Below are 20,179 nucleotides of genomic sequence, written 5' to 3'. Positions count from 1 at the left end.
GCCCCGAGCCCGTCAGCCGCTACTGCGAGAAGATGACAATCGAGTAGGGCCCGAGCTTGATGTTGCCGCTGTTGGGCAGGCCGTCCTTGGCGCCGCCGTTGGCGTTGGTGTCCAGCGTCGCCGTGTTGCCGAAGTTGGACGAGTACCCGTTCCAGTCGCTGTTGAAGCGCGCGTACCAGAGGCCACTGCGCGGGAAGGCGACGTTGTAGCTGTCGAAGTACGTCCCGCTGAAGTTGGCGACGATGACCACGTCATCGCCCGGGCCACCGTTCTCCCAGCGGTGGTAGGCAATCACCTTGTTGGTGTGGTTGGTGTGGTAGACGTTGACGTGTTTGCCACGCAGACCGCGGGTGTTGTTGAACCAGTTGCGGCGCAGGCGGATGAGGTCGCGGTAAAGCGTGCGGATGCCCGAATAGGTGACGTCGTTCTTGTACCAGTCGAGCGGGTCCGTATCCTGGAAGTAGCCGTCCTCGAGGAACTCCTGGCCCTGGAAGATCATCGGGATGCCGGGCGAGGTCATGACGATGCCCGCCGCCAGCGTGGAGCGCTTCTTGGCCGCCCAGCTGCCCGCCTGTCCGGGCCAGATTTCCTCCGGCACGCGGGCGTGGCCGTTGGCCACCTCGTCGTGGCTCTCCGAGTAGATGATGCGCGCAGTGTGCCGCCCGCTGAAGCTCTGGGTGATGGCATTCTTCACGGCGTTCATGTCCCGGGCCGAGTCGTTCCCCGCGATGACCGCCGAGCGGATGGGGTGGACGAACTCACCCGCCCACTGCGCGTCGAAGCCGCCGCCGCCGTCGAGATCGGACGTGGCGTCGTTGGTGATGGCGTCACCCGCGCCGAAGTCCTCGGCGATGCTGATCTTCCACGCCTGGTTTTGGTTGATCTCCCGGTTGACGGACCGGAATACCCGCCAGGCGTCCGGGATGTCGGTGCTGCTGCTGCCGTTCACCGTGCGCATGTACTTGGTGGCGTCCCAGCGCAGGCCGTCCCCGTGGTAGGCGTGCAGCAGGCTCATCATCGAGTCGCGGATGTAGGCACGGACCTCGGGGCGGCCGTAGTCAGGGCGCGTGTCGCCCCACGGCGTGCTCTTGCGCCCGTCGGTGTAGAAGTACTGCCCGTTGGCATTCATGCAGTCGCCGTTGAAGCACGTGTGGGGCAGGTCCATCGGCCCGTAGTGGTTGTGCACCACGTCGAAGATGACGCCGATGCCGTTCTGGTGCGCCTTGTCCACGAACTCCTTCATGTAGTTCGGGTGCCCGTAGACGCTCTCCGGCGCGAACGGGAAGGAGGGGTTGTAGCCCCAGGAGAAGTCACCCGGGAACTCCATCACCGGCATGACCTGGACCATGTTCACGCCCAGTTCCTTCAGGTGGTTCAGCCGCGTCATCGCGCTCTGCCAGTGGCCCGGGTTGCCGCCCGCCGAGTCGACGAACGTGCCGATGTGCATCTCGTAGATGACCATCTCATTGAAGCCCGGCGTGCTGTACCCACTGTCCCGCCACTGGTAGTTGCCGTGGTCGAGAATCTTGCTGTCGCTCGTCGAGTTGGTCTGCCACGCCGACCGCGGGTCCTTGCGGTCCTGGTAGCCGCCCCACTTGTTCTGGATGGTGTAGTAGTAGTCCTGGCCATGTCCGGCGCCGGTCACGTCACCGGAGAAGTTGCCGTTGGACTCGTTGCCCAGCTCGATGCCCCCCCAGTTGAAGGAGCCCTTCACCCAGACCCGCTGAGCTTCCGGGGCCCAGACGCGGAACGTCGTACCGATAGGGGCGCCCCCTGCGTCGCGGTAGACGGTGGCGCCCATACCCGGCCTGCCCGAGGCACTCAGCTTCTGGCTGACCTGCGCTGTCTCCTGAACGGAGCCCTGCTGAGACTCGAGCGCGGCCTCGCCACAGCCGAGCAACCCGGCCAGCACGAGTGCACTCCACCTGATGCCGTTCCGCATGATGACGACCTCCCTTGGTTAAGGGGCGTCCTAGCAACCACGGTGAAGTGCGAGCAAACGGGAGCCGTTGTTTTCATGTAACTTTCCATCATGTCGCAATGCATCAATGCTCACGGTGTCCCTTCCGCCCCGCGTTGAAATCACACGGGGCGTGAAGGCGCGGGTGCTCGCCTTCGACTTCCGAGTGCGCTAGTCCCGGCGGACCGCGCGTGCGAGCGCCCTCCGGAGAACGACCCGAGATGAAGAAGACGACAGCGCCGGCCCGACGCGGGGCCCTGCTCCTGCCACTCGCGCTGGCCTGGGTGCTGACCGCGGTCCCCGCCTCGGGCGCCGCCCCCGCCGCCCCTGCCCCGCTGAAGGTGACGCTGCTCCACCTGGCGGACGTGTACCAGGTGCAGCCGGTGGAGTCGGGACGCCGGGGCGGGCTCGCGCGGGTGGCCACGCTGCGCAAGCAGGTGCTCAAGGAGTCGCCCAACGTGGTGACGGTGCTGGGCGGCGACACGCTGTCCCCGTCCGTGGAGTCGCTGCTGGAGGTGGAGGGCAAGGCGCTCAAGGGCCGGCAGATGGTGGACGCGTGGAACGCGCTCGGCCTGGACTACGCGGTGCTGGGCAACCACGAGTTCGACTTCGGTGACGATGCGCTGCGCGAGCGCGTGAGCGAGTCGCGCTTCACCTGGCTGGGCGCCAACGTGGAGGACACGAAGGCGGGCGGCCTCTTCGCGGGCGTGAAGGCGTACGACGTGCGCGACGTGGGCGGCGTGAAGCTGGGCCTGTTCGGCGTGGTGCTGCCGGAGACGAAGGCTACCTCCAAGGCCGGCGCGGACACCCAGTTCACCGACTTCTGCGAGGCCTCCAAGGCGGCGGTGGCGAAGCTGCGCGAGGCGGGCGCGAGCGTGGTGGTGGGCCTGACGCACCTGACGCTGGAGCAGGACCGCTCACTCGCGAAGTGCGTGAAGGTGGACGCCATCCTCGGCGGGCATGACCACGTGGGCGTGGAGGACCGCTCCACCGGGACGCCCATCTTCAAGGTGCACGCGGACGCGGTGGAACTGGGCCGGCTCACCCTGGACGTGGACGCGACGACGGGCGCGCTGCGCAAGGCCACCTGGAAGCGGCTGCCCGTCACGCGCAAGGTGCCGGAGGACGCGGAGTTCAACGCGGCGATGAAGGCCTATGAGCCGCTGTTCGCCCGGCTCTCCGAGCGCGTGGGCCGCACGCCGGTGGCGCTGGAGGCGCGCGCCTCGGAGGTTCGCACGCGCGAGACGAACCTGGGCTCGTTCGTCGCGGATTCCTTCCGCGCGGCGTCGGGCGCGGATGTGGCCCTGGTGAATGGGGGCGCGCTGCGCGCGGACATGGTGCTGCCGGCGGGGGTGCTGACGCGCCGCGAGCTGCACGCCATCCTCCCGTACGAGGACGCACTGGTGGTGGTGGAGGTGAAGGGGGCCACGCTGCGCGCGGTGCTGGAGAACGGCGTCAGCCTCAGCCGCGAGGACGCGAAGCCCGGCCGCTTCCCCCAGGTGTCCGGCCTGCGCTTCGCGTATGACCCGTCCCGCCCCGTGGGCGACCGCGTGGTGGACGTAAAGGTGGGCGGCAAGCCGCTGGACGCGGAGGCCACGTACCGGCTGGCCACGCTCAGCTTCCTCGCCAGCGGCAAGGACGGCTACGAGATGCTGAAGGGCCAGCCCACCACGCCCGCGCTGAAGGACGGGCGCACGCCGCTGGACGTGCTGGCGGAGGCGTTCCGCTCCGGCAAGCCGGCGCCGCGCGCGAAGGGGGACGGACGGATTGCACGGCGCGGCACCAGCACGCTGTCCAAGGACGCGCGCCGGCCTCCCGCACCGCTCAAGTAGTACGCCCGGCACCGACCCGCCGCTCGCAGACCACGCGCCCCGGCGCGGGCCGCTCAAGTGCGCTCACGGCACCGCCCAGCCTCGCCGCTCGTAGACCACGCGCCCCGCCAGTTCGCGCAGGGCGTCCGTGCTCTGGCTGAGGTTTCCCGCGCGCGGCAGCCAGCTCATCCGCCGCAGCGGCGTGGACGAGGTGCGCACGTCCACCGGCAGCGTGTCCGGCCGCAGCCCCACCGCCGCGAAGCAGCCGGCGGCACGCGGCATGTGCGCGGCGCTCGTCACCAGCAGCAGCGTCTTCCAGCCGTGCTCTCGGACAATGCGCTCGGACTCCACCGCGTTCTCCCGCGTGTTGCGGCTGCGCCCCTCGGTGAAGATGCGCTCCGCCGGAATGCCCCACGCCTGGAGCTGCCGCGACAGCACGTCCGCCTCCACCACCGCCTGGGGCCTCGGATCCAACGAGCCGCCGGAGATGAGCACCCGCTGCGCCCGGCCCTCGCGCAGCAGCTCGAAGCCGCGCAGCACCCGCTCGGCGGCGGCGTTGTACTCGGGCCGGCCGGAGCGCTCGGTGGCGGCCGGGTCCAACCCTCCGCCCAACACGATGACGGCGTCGTACGTCACGTCCGGCCGGAAGGTGCTCACCGCCCCCGCCTCCGTCGCACGCATCAGCGCCGACGACACGGCTTCCGTGGAGAAGGCGTAGAGCACGGCCAGCCCCAGCCCACTCAGGAGCCGCGCCCGCCCCACCCGCTTGCGCAGCAGCGCCCCGGCCACCAGGAACAGCAGCGCCCAGGTCAGCGGCGCCAGGAAGAGGTCGAGCACCTTCGACAGGAAGAGGAACACGGCGCCCCGGGGCCCGTCAGCGCTCGCCCCAGTGGAGCTTCTGCCGGAGGATGGAGAAGTAGGCCACCTTCGGGTTGCGCACCAGGTTCACCCGGTTGGGCGAGCGCACCACTTCGATGCAGTCGCCGCCTTGCAGCCCGTGGCCCGTCTGCCCATCCAGCGTGAGGTACGTGTCCGCCGTCTCGCTGCGCAGCGTGATTCGGATGACCCGGTCCGCCGGCACGACGATGGAGCGCTGGGTGAGCGCGTGCGAGCAGATGGGCGACAGCACCGTGCAGTCCACCGACGGGTGGACGATGGGCCCGCCCGCGGACAGCGAGTACGCCGTGGAGCCGGTGGGCGTTGCGAGGATGACGCCGTCCGCCTTGTACGTCGTAATCGGAATCCCATCGATGGACGTCTCGTGGTCGGCGATGCGCGCCAGCGCGCCCTTGTTGATGACCACGTCGTTGAGGATTTCGTCCTCGATGAGGGTGCGCCCTCCACGGATGAGCCGGCAGGTGAGCTTCATCCGCGAGTCCACCTGGAAGCGCCCCGCCAGCACCCCGTCCAGGGTGGTGAAGAGCTCCTCCACTGGCACCTCGGTCATGAAGCCGAGGCTGCCCAGGTTGACGCCGAGGATGGGCACCCCGCGGCCGCCCAGCATCCGGGCCGCGTAGATGAGGGTGCCGTCACCGCCCAGCACCACCACCAGGTCCGCCCGGGCCGCCAGCTCCCGGTCCTCTACCCGAGGCCAGTTGAGCGTATGCGCCAGCGCGCGGTCCCCGAGGATGGTCAGGTGCGGGTAGCGCTCACGAAGCTGCGCCGCCAGCGCCGCCGCCTCGGGCTTGTCCTTCTTCGCGACGATTGCCAGGGTCTGCACGCGGCAATGTTCTAGTCCAGGCGACCGTCCGGGCGCTCCCCTGAAATGCCGAGGTGCCCGCCCGTCGACACAGGACCCGGCACGTAGGCTCTCCCGGCGCTATTTTTGGCCCTCATGGACCTCTTCGAACATGCCGGCCAGAAGGAGCAGGCCAGCCAGGCGCCCATGGCGGAGCGCATGCGCCCCCGCTCGCTCTCCGAGTTCGTGGGCCAGGAGCACGTCACCGGTGAGGGCCGCTTCCTGCGCCGGGCGATTGAGAGCGACCAGGTGCCCAGCCTCATCCTCTGGGGCCCGCCCGGCACCGGCAAGACGACGCTGGCGCAAATCGTCGCCCGCTCCACAGGCGCCGCCTTCGAGTCGGTGTCCGCCGTCCTCTCCGGCGTGAAGGACATCCGCGAGACGGTGGCCCGCGCGCAGGACCGCTGGAAGCTGCACCGCAAGCGCACCTTCCTCTTCGTGGACGAAATCCACCGCTTCAACAAGGCCCAGCAGGACGCGCTGCTGCCCCACGTGGAGAAGGGCACGCTGACCCTCATCGGCGCCACCACGGAGAACCCCTCCTTCGAGGTCAACGCCGCCCTCCTCTCCCGCTGCCGCGTCGTCACCCTGCGCGGGCTGGAGGAGGACGAATTGGTGCCCCTGCTGCGCCGGGCGGTGGCGGACGAGCGAGGCCTGGGCGGGCGCGTGGAGGTGGACGAGGACGCGCTGCTGTTCCTCGCCAGCACCGCCGGGGGCGACGCGCGCAAGGCCCTCACCGCGCTGGAGGTGGCCGCGGCCCACGGAGGCACCCGGGTGGACCGGCGCTCCGCGGAGGAGGCCCTGCAGCAGAAGATGCTCCTCTACGACAAGGGCGGCGAGGAGCACTACAACGTCATCAGCGCCTTCATCAAATCCATGCGCGGCAGCGACGTGGACGCGGCGGTTTATTGGATGGTGCGCATGCTGGAGGCGGGCGAGGACCCCGTCTTCATCCTCCGGCGCATGGTGATTTTCGCCTCGGAGGACATCGGCAACGCGGACCCGCGCGCGCTGGGCGTGGCGGTGGATGCGCTGCACGCCTTCCAGCTCATGGGCCTGCCCGAGGGCACGCTGCCGATGACCCAGGCCGTCACCTACCTGGCGCTGGCGCCCAAGGCGAACACGGTGATTACCGCGTACATGGCCGCGCGCGAGGCCGTGAAGGCAGAAGGCGCGCTGCCGGTGCCCCTGCACCTGCGCAACGCGCCCACGAAGCTGATGAAGTCACTGGGGTACGGGGGCGGCTACAAGTACCCCCACAACTTCGAGGGGAACTACGTCCCCGAGGACTACCTGCCGGAGGCCCTGCGCGCCCGGCGCTTCTACACCCCCTCCCGGAACGGGGAGGAGGCGGAGCTGTCCGAGCGCTACGAGGCGATTCAGCGCCAGCTCGCGGAGCGCAAGCCCCGCGAGCCGGGCGAGGAGGGCTGACGGCGCCCACCTCGAGCCGCGGAGGGCTGCGACGCCCTCCGCCAGACGAGGAGGGCCGGGGCCCTCCTCAGCGCATCAGGACGCGGCCTCCATGACCTCGCCCTCGTCAGCCTTGGGCTGGCGCGGCTTCATGGAGCGACCGGCCACCTCGTACTGCTTCAGCAGACGGCGGAAGTTGGAGCGGTCCACGCCCGCCGCGCGCGCCGCGCTGGAGACGTTCTGGTTGTTCTTCTCCAGCAGCGCGGAGAGGTAGCGGCGCTCGAAGGCGCGCATCGCCAGGCGCTTGGCCTGCGCATACGGCAGGTGGGCGAGGCTGAACACCTCCACCGTCGAGTCGGCCTGGGGCGCGGCCTGGAAGCCGGGCGGCAGGTCCTCCACGTCGATGATGTCGTTGGACGTCAGCACCACCGCGCGCTCGATGACGTTCTCCAGCTCGCGCACGTTGCCCGTCCACCGGTTGCAGGTGAGGGCCTCCATGGCGCGCGGGGAGATGCCGCTGACCTTCTTGTCCGCCTTGCCCGAGTACACCTTGAGGAAGTGGTGCGCGAGCAGCGGCACGTCCTCGGGGCGATCTCGCAGGGGCGGCAGGTCAATCGTAATCACGTTGAGGCGGTAGAAGAGGTCCTCGCGGAACTTGCCCTGCTCCTTGGCGCGGGACAGGTCCACGTGGGTGGCGGCGATGACGCGCACGTCCACCTTGACGGGCTCGTTGGCGCCCACGCGCTTCACCTCGCCCTCCTGGAGGACGCGCAGCAGGCGCACCTGGGTGGCCGGGGGCACGTCGCCAATCTCGTCCAGGAAGATGGTGCCGCCGTCGGCCGCCTCGAAGAGGCCCTTCTTGTTGCCGGTGGCGCCGGTGAAGCTGCCCTTCACGTGGCCGAAGAGCTCGCTCTCCAGCAGCGTCTCCGTCAGCGCCGAGCAGTTGACGGCGACGAAGGGCTTGTCCTTGCGCGAGCTGCGGTAGTGGATGGCGCGCGCCACCAGCTCCTTGCCCGTGCCGCTCTCGCCCTGGATGAGCACGGTGGCCGTGGAGTGGCTCACCGTCTCCACCAGCTTGAACACCGAGCGCATCTGCGTGGACTGGCCGATGAGGTCCTCGAACTGGCTGCGCGCGGTGAGGGCCTCCTCCAGCGCGCGGGTGCGGTCCTTGAGCGCCTTGCGCTCGGCCGCCTTGGCCACCGTGAGGCTCACCTCGTCGATGTTCTCGAAGGGCTTGGTGAGGTAGTCGTACGCGCCCGCCTTCACCGCCTCCACCGCCGTCTCCACGGTGGCGAAGGCCGTCATCATGATGACCTCCACGTCCGGGCGGTCCGCCTTGATGCCGCGGAGCAGGTCCATGCCGGACAGGTTGGGCATCTTGATGTCGAGGACGACCACGTCGATGGACGGGTCCTTGGCCGCCGTCAGGCCCTCCACCGCGTCGTCAATGGCCACCACCGGGTGGCCCTCGCGCTGGAGAATCTGCGTCACGGCCTTGAGGACGACCGAGTCATCATCCACGACGAGGACTTTGGCGCGCTTGACTGGAATCACGGCAACCTCTCGAGCTGCAGGGGAATGGGCAGGAAGACGGTGAAGCGGGAGCCCGCACCCACCTCGGTGTCCACGTGGAAGCTGCCCCCGTGGTCCTGGACGATGCGGTAGGCGATGGACAGCCCCAGGCCGGTGCCTTCACCGGGGGCCTTGGTGGTGAACGAGGGCTCGAAGATGCGCGGCAGGTGGCGCTCTTCGATTCCAGAGCCGGTGTCGGCCACGGCGAAGTAGCAGCGGTCCCCCTCGCGGCCCGTCACCAGCGACAGGCGGCCCTCGGGGGAGGACAGCGCCTGGAGGCCGTTCTGCAGCAGGTTGAGCACCACCTGCGCGAGCTGGCCGGGGTCTCCGTACACCTTGGGCAGCCCGTCCGTCAGCCCCAGCGACAGCGACACGCGGGGCGTCGCCTTGAGCTGCGCGCGGAAGAGCACCGCCGCGTCCTCCACGCACTTGGACAAGTCGAACAGCCGCCGGTCCTCCACGCGGCTGTGGCGGCTGAACTTGAGGAGGCTCTCCACAATCCGCTTGCAGCGCAGCGCGCTCTCTTCAATCAGCTTGAGCGACTCGAGGTCCGAGCCGGTGCGGCCCGCGTCGCGGGACATCAGCTGCGCGAAGGCGAGGATGCCGCCCAGCGGGTTGTTGATTTCGTGCGCCACGCCGCCGGCGAGCTGGCCCACCGCGGCCATCTTCTCCGTCTCGATGAGGCGGCGCGTAATCGACTGCTCCTCGGTGACGTCCCGGTAGGTGCACACCACCCGGTCGTCGCCCGCCATGGGATAGGCGGACACCACGTACGTGCGGCCGGACTGCTGCACCTCGCCGCGCGCGCCCTTGCCGCTCTCCACCGCCGCCGGCAGCGGGCAGCCGGTGCACGGCTCGTTGCGGCCGAAGAGGTAGCGGTAGCAGGCGGTGTCGGAGGGAATCTCTTCGATGGAGCGGCCGGCCACGCGGGCATACGCCAGGTTGGCGCGGCGCACGGCGAAGTCGCGCGAGCGCACCACGCACAGCGGCGTCTCCATGCAGTCGAAGGACAGCTCCCACTCGCGCTTGGCCTGGCTGAGCATGCGCGTGCGCTGGGCGACGCGCTCCTCCAGGTCCGCGTTGAGGAGCTTCAATTCCGCGTTCTGCGCCTGCGTCACCCGGTACAGCCGGTCGTTCTCCGTCTGGAGCGCGTACTGCTCGAAGGCGCTCTTCACCGTCAGGACGAGGTGGCTGTCGTTCCAGGGCTTGGAGATGAAGCGGAAGATTTCGGAGCGGTTGATGGCCTCTTCAATCGCCTGCTGGTCCGCCTGGCCCGTCAGCATGATGCGCTGGGCGCGCGGCTCCTGCTGCTTCACCTGGGTGAGGAACTCCACCCCGTTCATCCCCGGCATGCGGAAGTCGGAGATGACGACCTCGGGGTGGAACTGCTCCAGGGTGCGCAGCCCCTGCTCCGCGTCCGTCGCCGTCTCGATGTCCCAGTCCCCCCGGCGGAGGACCCGGCGGATGGACTTGAGGATGTTCTCCTCGTCGTCCACCAGCAGCAGCCGCCCGCGGGGCGCTGCGTCCTGCTTCGAGAGCTGTGCGGCTTGGGGACCCATGGATTCTTTCTGCCTCACGACAATTGCAACGGGCCTGCCAAAAGCCGTTGCAAAGCAAACCCTTGAAATAACGAGAGTTAACTCTCTCGTTGCTCAAGAAGTCGTGAGTCAGCATAGACCCTCCCCCACCAAACGGGTCAATATCAACCCAGGGTCTTTGACCCGGGGTCAGCCGCCCGTCGAGGAAGGGGGCGGGAACGGGGGGACCTGGGTGTGTAGGCAGATGCGGTCTCTCCCCTCGTGCTTGGCCCGGTAGAGGGCCTCGTCGGCGGTGAGCAGGAGCTGCTCGGGCGAGAGGACGGTGCGGTGGGGGAAGCTGGACAGCCCGAGGGAGGCCGTCACCGTCAGGGTACTATCGGACCCCAGGCGCAGGGCCCGCAGCTCGCGGCGCACCCGCTCGGCCACGGTGAGGGCGCCGGCGAGGTGGGTACGAGGCAACAGCACCGCGAACTCCTCTCCTCCGTAGCGGGCCACCAGGTCCGTCTCGCGCACGCCCCGCTGGAGCGCGGCGGCCACCTCGCGCAGCACCCCGTCTCCGGCGGAGTGGCCGTACCTGTCATTCACATCCTTGAAGTGGTCCAAATCCAGGAGGATGAGCGACAGCGCGTCGTCGTAGCGCTGGGCCCGGCGGAACTCCTCCCGCAGCCGCTCCTGGAAGTGCCGGTGGTTGTGCACGCCCGTGAGGCCGTCCGTCGACGACAGCCGCTGGAGCTCGCCCACCTGGGAGGCGAGCGCCTCCAGTCGCGCCTGTCTGGAGAGGCACCGGCGCACCCGGGCGACCAGCTCATCCGGCTCCCATGGGTCGAACATGACCTCGGCATCCCGGTTCAGCGCCGCGAGCCAGGTGCTCCGGGGTTCCTGGGGTGCGAGCACCAGCACCGGGGTGCCCTGGCTTCCGTCCGGGGGGGCCAGCTTGTCCAGGAGGGCCAGCATGCCCGCGGGGTCCTCGCCCGGGCAGAGCACCACCAGGGACACCTCTCGGGCCAGCCTGGACACCTCGGGCCCGTAGGCGGTGAGCCGGAGCGCGAAGTCCTCCGGCCCCAGCGCGCGGGCCAGCCTGGGCAACGTCGACTGCGAGTCGTCCACTACCAGCAGGGTGTAGGGCCTGGAGTTCACAGTGTCCCCGCAAAATGGTGATTTCACGGTAGCACGCGAGTGGGGCAGGGTGCGACCCCCCATCGTTGATTTGGGTGGGCCCCTCTGGTAGCGAGCCCGTTCAATCTTGCACGCTTCACTGCCGAGGTCGCCCGTGGGCAAGTACCCCAGCATCAGCCTCTTCTTTCCCGCCTGGAACGAGGAGGACTACGTCGAAAGGGCGGTGAGTCGTGCCCTGGACGTACTGCCGAAGCTGACGGACGACTTTGAAATCATCATCGTCAACGATGCGTCCACGGACCGCACGCGCGAAATCTGCGAAGCGCTGACGCAGAAGGTGCCACAGCTGCGGGTCATCCACCACCCGGTGAATCTCAAGCTGGGCGGGGCGATGCGCACGGGGCTGGCGGCGTCGACGAAGGACATCGTCGTCTACTCGGATGTGGACCTGCCCTGGGACATGCGGGAGCTGGAGCGCTCGCTGCACCTGATGGAGTACCTGGAGGCGGACATGATCTGCGCCTTCCGGTTCGACCGCACGAGCGAGGGCCCGAAGCGCATCGTCTACTCGTTCGTCTACAACCTGCTCATCCGGTCGCTGTTCGACATTCAAATCAAGGACGTCAACTTCAGCTTCAAGGTGATGCACCGCCGGGTGCTGGAGTCGATGGAGCTGCACAGCCAGGGCTCGTTCATCGACGCCGAGCTGGTGGTGAAGGCCATCCGCAAGGGCTTCCGCGTGTTCCAGATGGGCGTGGACTACTTCCCGCGCACGCGTGGCATCTCCACGCTGGCCTCGCCGTCCGTCATCGTGAAGATGGTGAAGGAGCTGGTGCGGCTGTTCCCGGAGACGCGCACGCCGTCGCCGCCGGTGCAGCCGGTGCGGCTGCCTCCGTCGGTGCAGCAGCTCCACGCGGTGCCGCCCACGGGCCGCACGGCGCGGGGATGAGGCCTGGCGTGGCGCGCCCGCTCACGCGCCTGGTGGTGAACGCGGACGACCTGGGGCTGCACCCGTCCCTGGACGCGGGCATCCTCCGGGCGCACCGCGAAGGCATCGTCACCAGCGCCACCCTGCTGGCCATGGGCCCCACGGCCCCCGAGGCCGCCGAGAGAGCGCGCGCCCAGGGACTGGCGGTGGGGCTGCACCTCGCGCTGTCCACGCGGCTGCCTCCGGCGGCGCCCATGCATGCGGTCCCCTCGGTGGCGCCGGGCGGGAGGCTCAGGGGCAACTGGGCGGAGTTCGCGAAGGCGTGGCTGTCCGGGGCCGTGCGGCGCGAGGAGGTGGAGGTGGAGCTGGCCTCGCAGCTGAAGCGGGCGCGCGCGCTGGGCGTGGCGGTGGACCACCTGGACGGGCACCAGCACCTGCACCTGCTGCCGGGCGTGCGTCCGGTGGTGGAGGCGCTGGCGGCGCGCGAGCGGCTGCCGCTGCGGTGGCCGGATGCGCTGCCGAGGATGAAGTGGCTGCGGGCGCCGGGCCCGGCGGTGAAGGCCGCGGTGCTGGCGGTGCTGGCCCGCGTGCCTCCGTGGAGCGCGCCCGGGGTGCGCCGGGTGAGCGCGGGCGGCGTGTTCGAGGCGGGCCGACTGGACGAGGCCGCGCTGCTGGACGCGCTGGACGCGCTGCCGGCGGGGGACTTCGAGCTGGGCTGCCACCCGGGTGAGGGTGTGCCGCATGTGCCGGAGGACCCGGTGTGGAGCTATGGCTGGCAGGCCGAGCTGGACGCGCTCACGAGCCCGAGGGTGAGGGCCCGGCTGCGCGAACGGGGCATCGAGCTGCACACCTACGGCAGCCTCGCTTCGGCGGCGTAGCGCGGCATCCCGCTCCGCAGAGCGGCCTCCCCTCCCCTACGGCCGCTTCGCCTCCGCCACGTAGAGCACATGGGGCGTGGTGTAGCCGCGGCCCAGGTCCACCACCTCGCCCACGGCGAAGCCCGCGTCCTCCAGCAACCGCGTCATCTCCGCGCGCGGCTTGAGCGCCATGCCGCCGCTCGCCTTCGTGCGGCCCAGCAGCGACACCATCACCCACTCCTGCGCCAGCGCCTTCCGGTGCTTCCAGGAGCCGTCCCCCTCCACCTCCTTCAGCAGGAAGCGCCCACCGGGCTTGAGCAGGCTGTGCACGGTGCGCAGGAAGGCGGGCCACTTCGCCTCGGGCAGCAGGTAGAGCACGTCACACACCACCGCCCCGTCGAAGGTGCCGGGGGCCTCCGTGGCGAGCGTCTCCTCCACGGTGCCCTCCGCGAGCTGCACGTTGGGCAGCCCCGCGAGCGCCTGTCTCGCCCACGCCACCTTGCGCGGGTCCGGGTCCACGCCCCGCACCGTGCGGCGCGGGTCGGCCACGGCCAGCAGCGCGGACAGGAGGCCATGTCCACAGCCGATGTCCGCCACCGTGCCGCCGGGCGTGCGCGAGGCCACCGCCAGCAGCGGCGCGGACGAGGCGCGCGCGTGGACGTGGAAGCGCTCGGCGGCCGGCAGCACCGAGTACAGGGAGAGGGCCTGCTCGAGGAGCGCGCTCATGAGATGTAGTAGTCCGCGCCGAAGGCCCAGGAGAGGACAATCACGGAGATGGCGCCCACGGCCAGCGCCCCTCGCAGCAGCAGCGGCCGTTGCCGCAACAGCAGCGCGGCGGTGAGGAAGACGGGGAACGAGGACAGCAGGTAGCGCCCCATGCCCATGAAGTCCTTCGTGGACCACGCGGGCAGGCCGACAATGGCCAGCACGTAGACGGCGTAGCCCCACCCCAGCAGCTTCCGCGTGGGCCACACCAGCGCCAGCGCCAGCACCGTGAAGAAGGCATGCGCCGCGAGACGGAACGCCTCGCGCTTGTCCGTGGGCGAGAGGATGACGCGCTCGAACCAGCTCACCTTCAGCCACGTGTGCCAGCCGGGGTTCTGGTCCCACCCCGCGGCGCCCTGCACCTTCACGAAGGCGAAGGGGTCCCCGAACTTGTGCCAGAGGAAGAGCATGTAGCAGCCGAAGCCCAGCCCCGCGAGCAGCGGGAGGAAGTCCACCGCAGTCCACTTCTCACCGCGCGCGTGCTTCCACTCCAGCCGGCGCACCAGCAGACCCACCACCACCGCGGGTGCCACCGGCCGCGCCGCCGTGGCGACCGCCGCCACCAGCACCGCCGGCAGCAGCAGCCCGCGCTCCAGCAGCAGGAAGGCGGACACCACCAGCAGGACGAACAGCGCGTCCGAGTACATGGCGCCGTAGAAATAGAAGGTGAACGGGTAGAAGGCCATCAGCAGCCCGGCCTTCAGCGCGGTGTCGTTGTCCGTGAGGTTCCGCGCCCAGTTGGTGAAGGTGATGATGGCCAGCGGGCCGCACAGCAGGGTGATGAGGACACCGGCCTGGTACACGTTGGGGCCCAGCGTCTCCACCGCGCGGATGAGCAGCGGGTAGAGCGGGAAGAAGGCCACCGAGCTCTGCTCGCCCGGGGTGAACTGGTAGCCCTCCTGGGCAATCCGCATGTACCAGCTCGAGTCCCACGCCACCCAGCCCATGGTGACGTACTCGTCCAGGCGGACGACGGGGTTCTGCGGGTTCTTGTGGAAGTAGCGCCAGGCCCCGGCCGCGGCGGCGGCGCTGCACGCCACGACGGCGGCCAGGGTGACGAGGGCGATGCTGCGGGACGCGGAGCGGGCCATTCGGCCGGCAGGCTTTGTCCAGAACGCCGCCCCGGTCAAGCAGCGTACAGCCAGTGCTCGCCGAGCATGACGTGGCGTGCCCCGCGCAGGCGTTGGGTGTCAGCCCCGTGAGGGGGCGGTTCCAACACCTGGCCAGCCCTTTTCCGAAGGGCCTCCCACTGGCATTTCTCCCCTCCCGTCCTCGCCTGGCCGGGGTGGCAGAGACCTGCGGAATGAGCGTTCCTTCCGCGTCACGGCTCGCCGTCCCCCGTCGTGGCGGGTGCTGCCTGACGTGAGCCCGGTTCCAGCCGCTTCTCCACCAGGACCTTCTCCTGGCACGGCTTTTCCCGCGCCCGTGCCACCCTTAAGGTGCTCTTCACGCAATGACCGAGCGCAGCCGGACCCGCATCGCCGCACGGGAAGGGCCCTCGCCCGAGGACGTCCGCCGCCGCCTGGAGGGTGGCGCGGAGGTGCTCGACGCCGCCCGTGCGCGCCATGCAGCGCTGGAGGTGGTGCTGCGCAGCCGCCGGTGGATGCGCCGCCTGCGCGCGAGCCCGGAGCTGGTGCCCGAGTGGCGCAAGCACGAGCCGGTGGTGGCCGAGGCGCTGGAGCGCGCGAAGCGGCGCGCGCTTGCGGAAGACTGGCCGGAGGACACACCGGTGCGGAGGACCCTCCGCGAACTGGAGGAGTGCAGGACCCGGCTCGAAGCCCTGGTGCGGCGGCGGCTGAAGGCCCTCGCGCCCGTGCCCGAGGCACCCTCCCTGGAGGCCGGCCTCGCGCGCCTGGATGCCCTGGCGCGGCGGAAGGTGTCACGCACCCTGGCTCCCGGTGAGGTGGTCGTCCTCAAGGGCTGGCAGAACGGGCGGGCCTTCTCCCGGGACTCGGACTCGCGGCCGTGGATGCTCCTCCTCTTCCTCCTGGCCTACCTTCTGTATCTCTTCTTGATGTTTCAGCTCAGTCACGTGCTTGGGAAATGGGCGCTGCTGGGGATTCCGGCATTCGTGTTCCTCCCCATGCTCTGGGGAGCGCTCCGCTCCCTGTCGAGGCTCGGACGCTTCTGGCTGACGCGTGAACGGCTGTTGTGGAAGCCCGTGCTCGGCGCGGCTGAGTCGGTGCCCCTGAGCAGCATTCCCCCGGGAGGCGTCCACCTGGAGCTGGCCACCGACAGCGTCCGCGTGGACGGGGAGGTGCGGGTCCACATGCCAGAGCTGAGCAATGCGACCCATCTGGCGGTGCTCCTCGAGCTGCACCGTCAGCTACCGCTGCCCGGGGCCGCGCGGGCCGCGCGCCCGGGGCCGCCCCTCATCCTCCCGGGGTCTCTGCAAGGCACGGGTCAATCGTGGGGGAGCGGACAGGCAATCCTGCGCCCGGAGGGGATTGCCTTCATCCCTGGTAGCAGCGGTGCCGCGGCGCTCCAGGCCCTCACGGGGCAGCGCGTGGACCTGCCCGTGAAGCTGGAGCAGGTGCTGGAGCATCTGCGAGCGCTGCCGGAGGCGGAGTTCGACGCCCGCGTGGCACGCCTCGTGGGTGCCCTGGACGGAGTGCACTGGCCAGCAACGGAGGCGTCTCCCCGGGACGTGAGGTGGGATTGGGAGAAGCTCCACGTCACCCGTGACGGGCGCTCGCTGGTGGTCTCCGTGGACCTGTCCCTGCAGACCACCGTGGAACGCGTGCTGCGCGCCTGGGGCCGCTTCCCCGGAGCGGGGACGGGCCACTGATGGGTTCGCCATCCAGATGGCACGTCTCCCGCCCTCCTCTTCCAAACGCTTAGCGCGGGTAGAACGTCTTGCCCGCCTTCACCAGCTCCACCAGGTGCGGCGCGGGGGTGAAGCGCTCCCCGAGCTTGTCCTGGTAGTGCTCCAGCTTGCGCAGCACCTCGGCGGGGCCCCGGCTGTCCACGTAGCGCAGCGGGCCGCCCAGGAACGGCGGGAAGCCCAGGCCGAAGATGGCGCCCACGTCGCCGTCCCGCGCGCTGCGGAGGATGCCCTCACCCATGCAGCGCACGGCCTCGTTCACCATCTGCAGCACCAGCCGCTCCGCCATCTCCTCGCGGTCGAAGGACTTGCGCTCCTTGCCGTGCGGCAGCAGCGCGTAGACGGAGGAGTCCACCTCCTTCTTCTTCCCGTTCTCGTACAGGTAGAAGCCCTTCTGCGTCTTGCGGCCCAGCCGGCCGTCGGTGATGACGTTGTCCAGTGCCTTGGGCGCCGCCATGCGCTTGCCGAACGCGGCCTCCATGATGGGGCCCACCTTCTGCGCCACGTCGATGCCCACCTCGTCCAGGAGGGTAATCGGCCCCACCGGGAAGCCGAAGTCCACCAGCGCCTTGTCCAGCTCGGCGATGTCCGCGCCCTCCGCCAGGAGGTACGCCGCCTCGTTCATGTACGGCGCGAGGATGCGCGAGGTGTAGAAGCCCGGCCCGTCGTTGACGACAATGACTGTCTTGCCCTGCTTGCGACCCACCTCGACACAGGTGGCCGTCACCCACTCGGCGGTGCCCGGGTGGGTGATGATCTCCAGCAGCGGCATCTTGTTCACCGGGCTGAAGTAGTGCATCCCGACAACCTGGGCAGGCCGCCGGCTCCCCTTCGCCAGATCCGTAATCGGAATGCTGGAGGTGTTGGAGGCGAAGATGCACGAGTCGCCCGTGACGGCCTCCACCTCGGCGATGATGCGGTGCTTGAGCTTCAGGTCCTCGAACACCGCCTCGATGACGAGGTCCGCCGACTTGAAGCCGCTGTAGTCCGTGCCCGCGGTGACGAGCGCCATCTTCGCCGCCGCCTCGCGGGGCGTCAGCGAGCGCTTCTTCGTGCGCTCATCCAGGATGGATTGCACCTGCTTGAGCGCGCGGCCCACGCCCGCGTCGTCCTTGTCCTTCACGCGCACCGGCACGCCCTGGAGCGTGCTGGCCACGTAGGCGATGCCGCCGCCCATGAGGCCGCCGCCCAGCACCGCCACCTTCTTCACCTCGCGCGGCTTCACGCTGGGGTTGGAGGTGCCGTTCTCCTTCTTCAGCGCCGTCGTCGCGAAGAAGATTTCCACCAGCCGCTTGGAGACGTCCGACACCACCAGCTCGCCGAACGCCTTCGCCTCGGCCTCCTGGCCCGCCTTGTGCCCGGACTCCAGGCCCGTGCGAATCACCTGGAGCGCCTTCTCCGGCGCCGGGTAGCGGCCGCGCGTCTTCTTGAGGAGCTGCTTGCGCGCCTCGTCGAAGACGAGCTTGCGGCCCAGCGGGTTGTCCTCCAGTGCCACCTCGGCCCACAGCTCCTTGTTGGCCAGTCCCTGGAAGAAGCCCGCGAGCCCCTTCGTCTTGCCGCCGGACACCACGCCCTTGAAGCCCTGGCCGTGCTTGCGCTCCACCTTCAGCGTGCCCTCGGCCAGCTCCCTCGCGCGCTGCACGGCGAGCTTGCGTAGGAGCGGCACCGGCACCACCTCGTCCACCACGCCCAGCTTCTTCGCCTTGGCGGGCTTGAGGCTCTTGCCGGTGAGGATGAGGTCCAGCGCCGCCTGCACGCCGATGAGCGCGGGCAGCCGCTGGGTGCCGCCAGCGCCCGGAATCAGGCCCAGTTGGACTTCGGGCAGGCCGAGCGACGTCTTCGGGCTGTCCGTGGCGATGCGGTAGTCACACGCCAGGGCCCACTCCAGCCCACCGCCCAGGCACGCGCCGTGGATGGCGGCGACGACGGGCTTGGGGAAGGCGTCCAGCCGGTCGAAGCCCTCCTGGCCGTTGCGGCTGATGGCGGTGGCCTCCTCCGCCGTCTTGATGGTCTGCAGGAAGTCGATTTTCGCCCCGGCGACGAAGCTGTCCTTCTTGCCGGAGATGAAGACCACGGACTTCACCTCGGGCTCGCGCTCCGCGCGCGTCATCAGGCGCGTGAAGGCCTCGCCCGTCTCCGGCGACAGCGTGTTCACCGGCGAGTCCGGCAGGTCGTACGTGATGACGGCGACGCCGCCGTCCTCCACCGCGTAGGAGAAGCCCTGCTTCGCCTCGAGCTCTTCAAGCTTGATGGCCATCACGCACGCTCCAGGACCACCGCGGCCCCCAGGCCGCCGGCAGCGCAGACGGTGCACAGCACCGTGTTCTTGTTCCGACGCTTCAGCTCGTTGAGGGCCTGGGTGACGATGCGCGCCCCCGTGGCGCCAAAGGGGTGGCCGATGGCGATGGAGCCGCCCGTCACGTTCAGCCGCTCGCGGTCCACCTCGCCCACCGGCGCGCTCCAGCCGGCCTTCTTCGCGAACTCCTTCGACGCCAGCGCCTGGAGGTTGCTCGCCACCTGCGCGGCGAAGGCCTCGTGCATCTCCACCAGGTCGATGTCCGCCAGCGTCAGGCCCGCGCGCTTGAGCGCGGTGGGCACCGCGTACACGGGGCCCTGGAGGAGCTGGTCCCCCGGGTCCGTCGCGGCGTAGGCGTGCGCGCGCAGGTAGCCCAGCGGCTCATAGCCCAGCGCCTTCGCGCGCTCCTCGCTCATCAGGAGCAGCGCCGCGGCGCCGTCGGTGAGCGGAGAGGCGTTGCCGGCCGTAATCGTGCCGTACTTCCTGTCGAACACCGGCTTGAGCTGGCCCAGGGCCTCCAGGCTGGTGTCCTCGCGGACGATGTTGTCCTTCGCCGCGGTCTGCTCGTACTTGGGCGGCACGGAGACGTGCATCACCTCGTCGTCGAACAGGCCGTCCTTCCACGCGCGCGCGGCGTTGCGGTGCGAGTTGTAGGCGATGCGGTCCTGCTCCTCGCGGGAGATGCCGTTCTCCCGGGCCATCTTCTCCGCGCTCTCGCCCATCGTCATGCCCGTGGAGTACTCGGCGATGGCGGGGGGCACCGGCAGCAGGTCCTTGCCCTTGAGCTTCTGGAAGGGCTTGAGCTTCTCCGGCAGCGAGCGCCCCTTGGACGCGGCCACCAGCGCCTGGGCCAGCGGCCGGCTGGTGAAGATGGGCGCGTCCGACATGCACTCGGTGCCGCCGGCGATGATGACCTCGGCCTCGCCCACCGCAATGGCGTTGGCGGCCGTCGTCATGGCCTGGATGGACGTGGCACAGGCGCGCGCCACCGTGAAGGCCTCAATCTTGCGCGGCAGCCCCGCGGCGATGACCACCTCGCGGGCGATGGACGGCGCCGTCAGCGTGGGAATCACCTGGCCGAACACCACCTGGTCGATGACGCCCGGGTCCAGGTCCGTCCGCTGCACCAGCTCCTGGACCACCATGCGGCCGAGGTCCAGCGCGGTGAGCCCGGCGAAGACGGAGCCCGCCTTCACGAACGGGGTCCGCAAGCCGCGGACGATGGCCACCCTCGGGTGGCCCTTACGCTTCTCGCTTGCCATGTGTGCCTCGCCTTCCTGGTACGTCGAATGACGCGCATCTAACGGGCGACGATGCGGCGCGTCAATCCAGGATTGACTCAAGAGTCAACCGCTGGTCGGAAG

At 69.8% G+C, this 20,179-nt stretch carries 15 protein-coding genes; 5 read left to right on the top strand and 10 right to left on the bottom strand.

All coding sequences use genetic code 11. From position 1 onward, the window contains the following. Positions 1–19: 19 nt before the first annotated feature. Positions 20–1,942 carry an alpha-amylase family glycosyl hydrolase gene (locus tag G4D85_RS16260; RefSeq protein ID WP_164012920.1) on the bottom strand — a complete coding sequence of 641 codons (1,923 nt, stop codon included), beginning with the start codon at positions 1,940–1,942 and terminating at the stop codon, positions 20–22. Positions 1,943–2,181: 239 nt separating this feature from the next. Here G4D85_RS16260 and G4D85_RS16255 point away from each other — a divergent pair, with 239 nt between their 5' ends. After that, a complete protein-coding gene (locus G4D85_RS16255) occupies positions 2,182–3,792 on the top strand; it encodes a bifunctional metallophosphatase/5'-nucleotidase (RefSeq protein ID WP_164012917.1) in 1,611 nt (536 codons plus the stop codon). A 63-nt stretch (positions 3,793–3,855) separates the two neighbouring features. Here G4D85_RS16255 and G4D85_RS16250 read toward each other — a convergent pair whose 3' ends face one another. Further along, on the bottom strand, positions 3,856–4,629 hold the full coding sequence (locus G4D85_RS16250) for a YdcF family protein (protein ID WP_164012915.1): 774 nt from the start codon (positions 4,627–4,629) through the stop codon (positions 3,856–3,858). A gap of 16 nt (positions 4,630–4,645) precedes the next feature. Continuing rightward, positions 4,646–5,491 (bottom strand): NAD(+)/NADH kinase, encoded by an 846-nt coding sequence (locus G4D85_RS16245; protein ID WP_164012913.1) that lies wholly within the window; start codon positions 5,489–5,491, stop codon positions 4,646–4,648. Between the two features lie 114 nt (positions 5,492–5,605). Here G4D85_RS16245 and G4D85_RS16240 point away from each other — a divergent pair, with 114 nt between their 5' ends. Beyond that, positions 5,606–6,940 carry a replication-associated recombination protein A gene (locus G4D85_RS16240; protein WP_164012911.1) on the top strand — a complete coding sequence of 445 codons (1,335 nt, stop codon included), beginning with the start codon at positions 5,606–5,608 and terminating at the stop codon, positions 6,938–6,940. Between the two features lie 75 nt (positions 6,941–7,015). Here G4D85_RS16240 and G4D85_RS16235 read toward each other — a convergent pair whose 3' ends face one another. From G4D85_RS16235 to G4D85_RS16225, 3 genes are all read right to left on the bottom strand, one after another. Beyond that, positions 7,016–8,473, bottom strand: a complete 1,458-nt coding sequence (locus tag G4D85_RS16235) for a sigma-54-dependent transcriptional regulator (protein WP_164012910.1) — start codon at positions 8,471–8,473, stop codon at positions 7,016–7,018. Further along, positions 8,470–10,050 carry an ATP-binding protein gene (locus tag G4D85_RS16230; RefSeq protein ID WP_164012908.1) on the bottom strand — a complete coding sequence of 527 codons (1,581 nt, stop codon included), beginning with the start codon at positions 10,048–10,050 and terminating at the stop codon, positions 8,470–8,472. The genes G4D85_RS16235 and G4D85_RS16230 overlap by 4 nt, the downstream gene beginning before the upstream one ends. A gap of 168 nt (positions 10,051–10,218) precedes the next feature. Further along, positions 10,219–11,166, bottom strand: coding sequence for a GGDEF domain-containing response regulator (locus G4D85_RS16225; RefSeq protein WP_240359314.1), 948 nt, complete (start codon positions 11,164–11,166; stop codon positions 10,219–10,221). A gap of 133 nt (positions 11,167–11,299) precedes the next feature. Between G4D85_RS16225 and G4D85_RS16220 the strand changes: the two genes are divergently transcribed. Then, positions 11,300–12,094 (top strand): glycosyltransferase family 2 protein, encoded by a 795-nt coding sequence (locus G4D85_RS16220; protein ID WP_164012904.1) that lies wholly within the window; start codon positions 11,300–11,302, stop codon positions 12,092–12,094. Positions 12,095–12,102: 8 nt separating this feature from the next. Next, on the top strand, positions 12,103–12,951 hold the full coding sequence (locus G4D85_RS16215; RefSeq protein WP_205525569.1) for a ChbG/HpnK family deacetylase: 849 nt from the start codon (positions 12,103–12,105) through the stop codon (positions 12,949–12,951). Positions 12,952–12,987: 36 nt separating this feature from the next. On the opposite strand, the gene G4D85_RS16210 is transcribed toward G4D85_RS16215, so the two are convergent. After that, positions 12,988–13,656, bottom strand: a complete 669-nt coding sequence (locus G4D85_RS16210) for a class I SAM-dependent methyltransferase (protein WP_164012900.1) — start codon at positions 13,654–13,656, stop codon at positions 12,988–12,990. Next, positions 13,653–14,786 carry a mannosyltransferase family protein gene (locus G4D85_RS16205; protein ID WP_164012898.1) on the bottom strand — a complete coding sequence of 378 codons (1,134 nt, stop codon included), beginning with the start codon at positions 14,784–14,786 and terminating at the stop codon, positions 13,653–13,655. The genes G4D85_RS16210 and G4D85_RS16205 overlap by 4 nt, the downstream gene beginning before the upstream one ends. Positions 14,787–15,148: 362 nt before the next feature. Here G4D85_RS16205 and G4D85_RS16200 point away from each other — a divergent pair, with 362 nt between their 5' ends. Beyond that, a complete protein-coding gene (locus G4D85_RS16200) occupies positions 15,149–16,483 on the top strand; it encodes a hypothetical protein (protein ID WP_164012895.1) in 1,335 nt (444 codons plus the stop codon). Between the two features lie 49 nt (positions 16,484–16,532). Here the strand turns inward: G4D85_RS16200 and fadJ are convergent, their stop codons facing one another. Further along, entirely contained in the window at positions 16,533–18,776 is a 2,244-nt protein-coding gene (gene fadJ, locus G4D85_RS16195) for a fatty acid oxidation complex subunit alpha FadJ (protein ID WP_164012893.1), read from the bottom strand. Continuing rightward, positions 18,776–20,077, bottom strand: a complete 1,302-nt coding sequence (gene fadI / locus G4D85_RS16190) for an acetyl-CoA C-acyltransferase FadI (protein WP_164012891.1) — start codon at positions 20,075–20,077, stop codon at positions 18,776–18,778. The genes fadJ and fadI overlap by 1 nt, the downstream gene beginning before the upstream one ends. Positions 20,078–20,179 lie beyond the last annotated feature (102 nt).

Origin of the sequence: Pyxidicoccus trucidator, assembly GCF_010894435.1 — a bacterium.
GTDB classification, from domain to species: Bacteria; Myxococcota; Myxococcia; order Myxococcales; family Myxococcaceae; genus Myxococcus; species Myxococcus trucidator.
The sequence above is the reverse complement of the archived record's forward strand: the minus strand, read 5'-3'. Positions and strand labels throughout refer to the sequence as shown.

What these genes read in the sequence shown, in the direction of transcription:
- G4D85_RS16205 (WP_164012898.1), bottom strand. Translation starts at nt 14,786, where the DNA reads ATGGCCCGCTCCGCGTCCCGCAGCATCGCCCTCGTCACCCTGGCCGCC.
- fadI (WP_164012891.1), bottom strand. Translation starts at nt 20,077, where the DNA reads ATGGCAAGCGAGAAGCGTAAGGGCCACCCGAGGGTGGCCATCGTCCGC.
- G4D85_RS16255 (WP_164012917.1), top strand. Translation starts at nt 2,182, where the DNA reads ATGAAGAAGACGACAGCGCCGGCCCGACGCGGGGCCCTGCTCCTGCCA.
- G4D85_RS16230 (WP_164012908.1), bottom strand. Translation starts at nt 10,050, where the DNA reads ATGGGTCCCCAAGCCGCACAGCTCTCGAAGCAGGACGCAGCGCCCCGC.
- G4D85_RS16210 (WP_164012900.1), bottom strand. Translation starts at nt 13,656, where the DNA reads ATGAGCGCGCTCCTCGAGCAGGCCCTCTCCCTGTACTCGGTGCTGCCG.
- G4D85_RS16260 (WP_164012920.1), bottom strand. Translation starts at nt 1,942, where the DNA reads ATGCGGAACGGCATCAGGTGGAGTGCACTCGTGCTGGCCGGGTTGCTC.
- G4D85_RS16200 (WP_164012895.1), top strand. Translation starts at nt 15,149, where the DNA reads ATGACCGAGCGCAGCCGGACCCGCATCGCCGCACGGGAAGGGCCCTCG.
- fadJ (WP_164012893.1), bottom strand. Translation starts at nt 18,776, where the DNA reads ATGGCCATCAAGCTTGAAGAGCTCGAGGCGAAGCAGGGCTTCTCCTAC.
- G4D85_RS16240 (WP_164012911.1), top strand. Translation starts at nt 5,606, where the DNA reads ATGGACCTCTTCGAACATGCCGGCCAGAAGGAGCAGGCCAGCCAGGCG.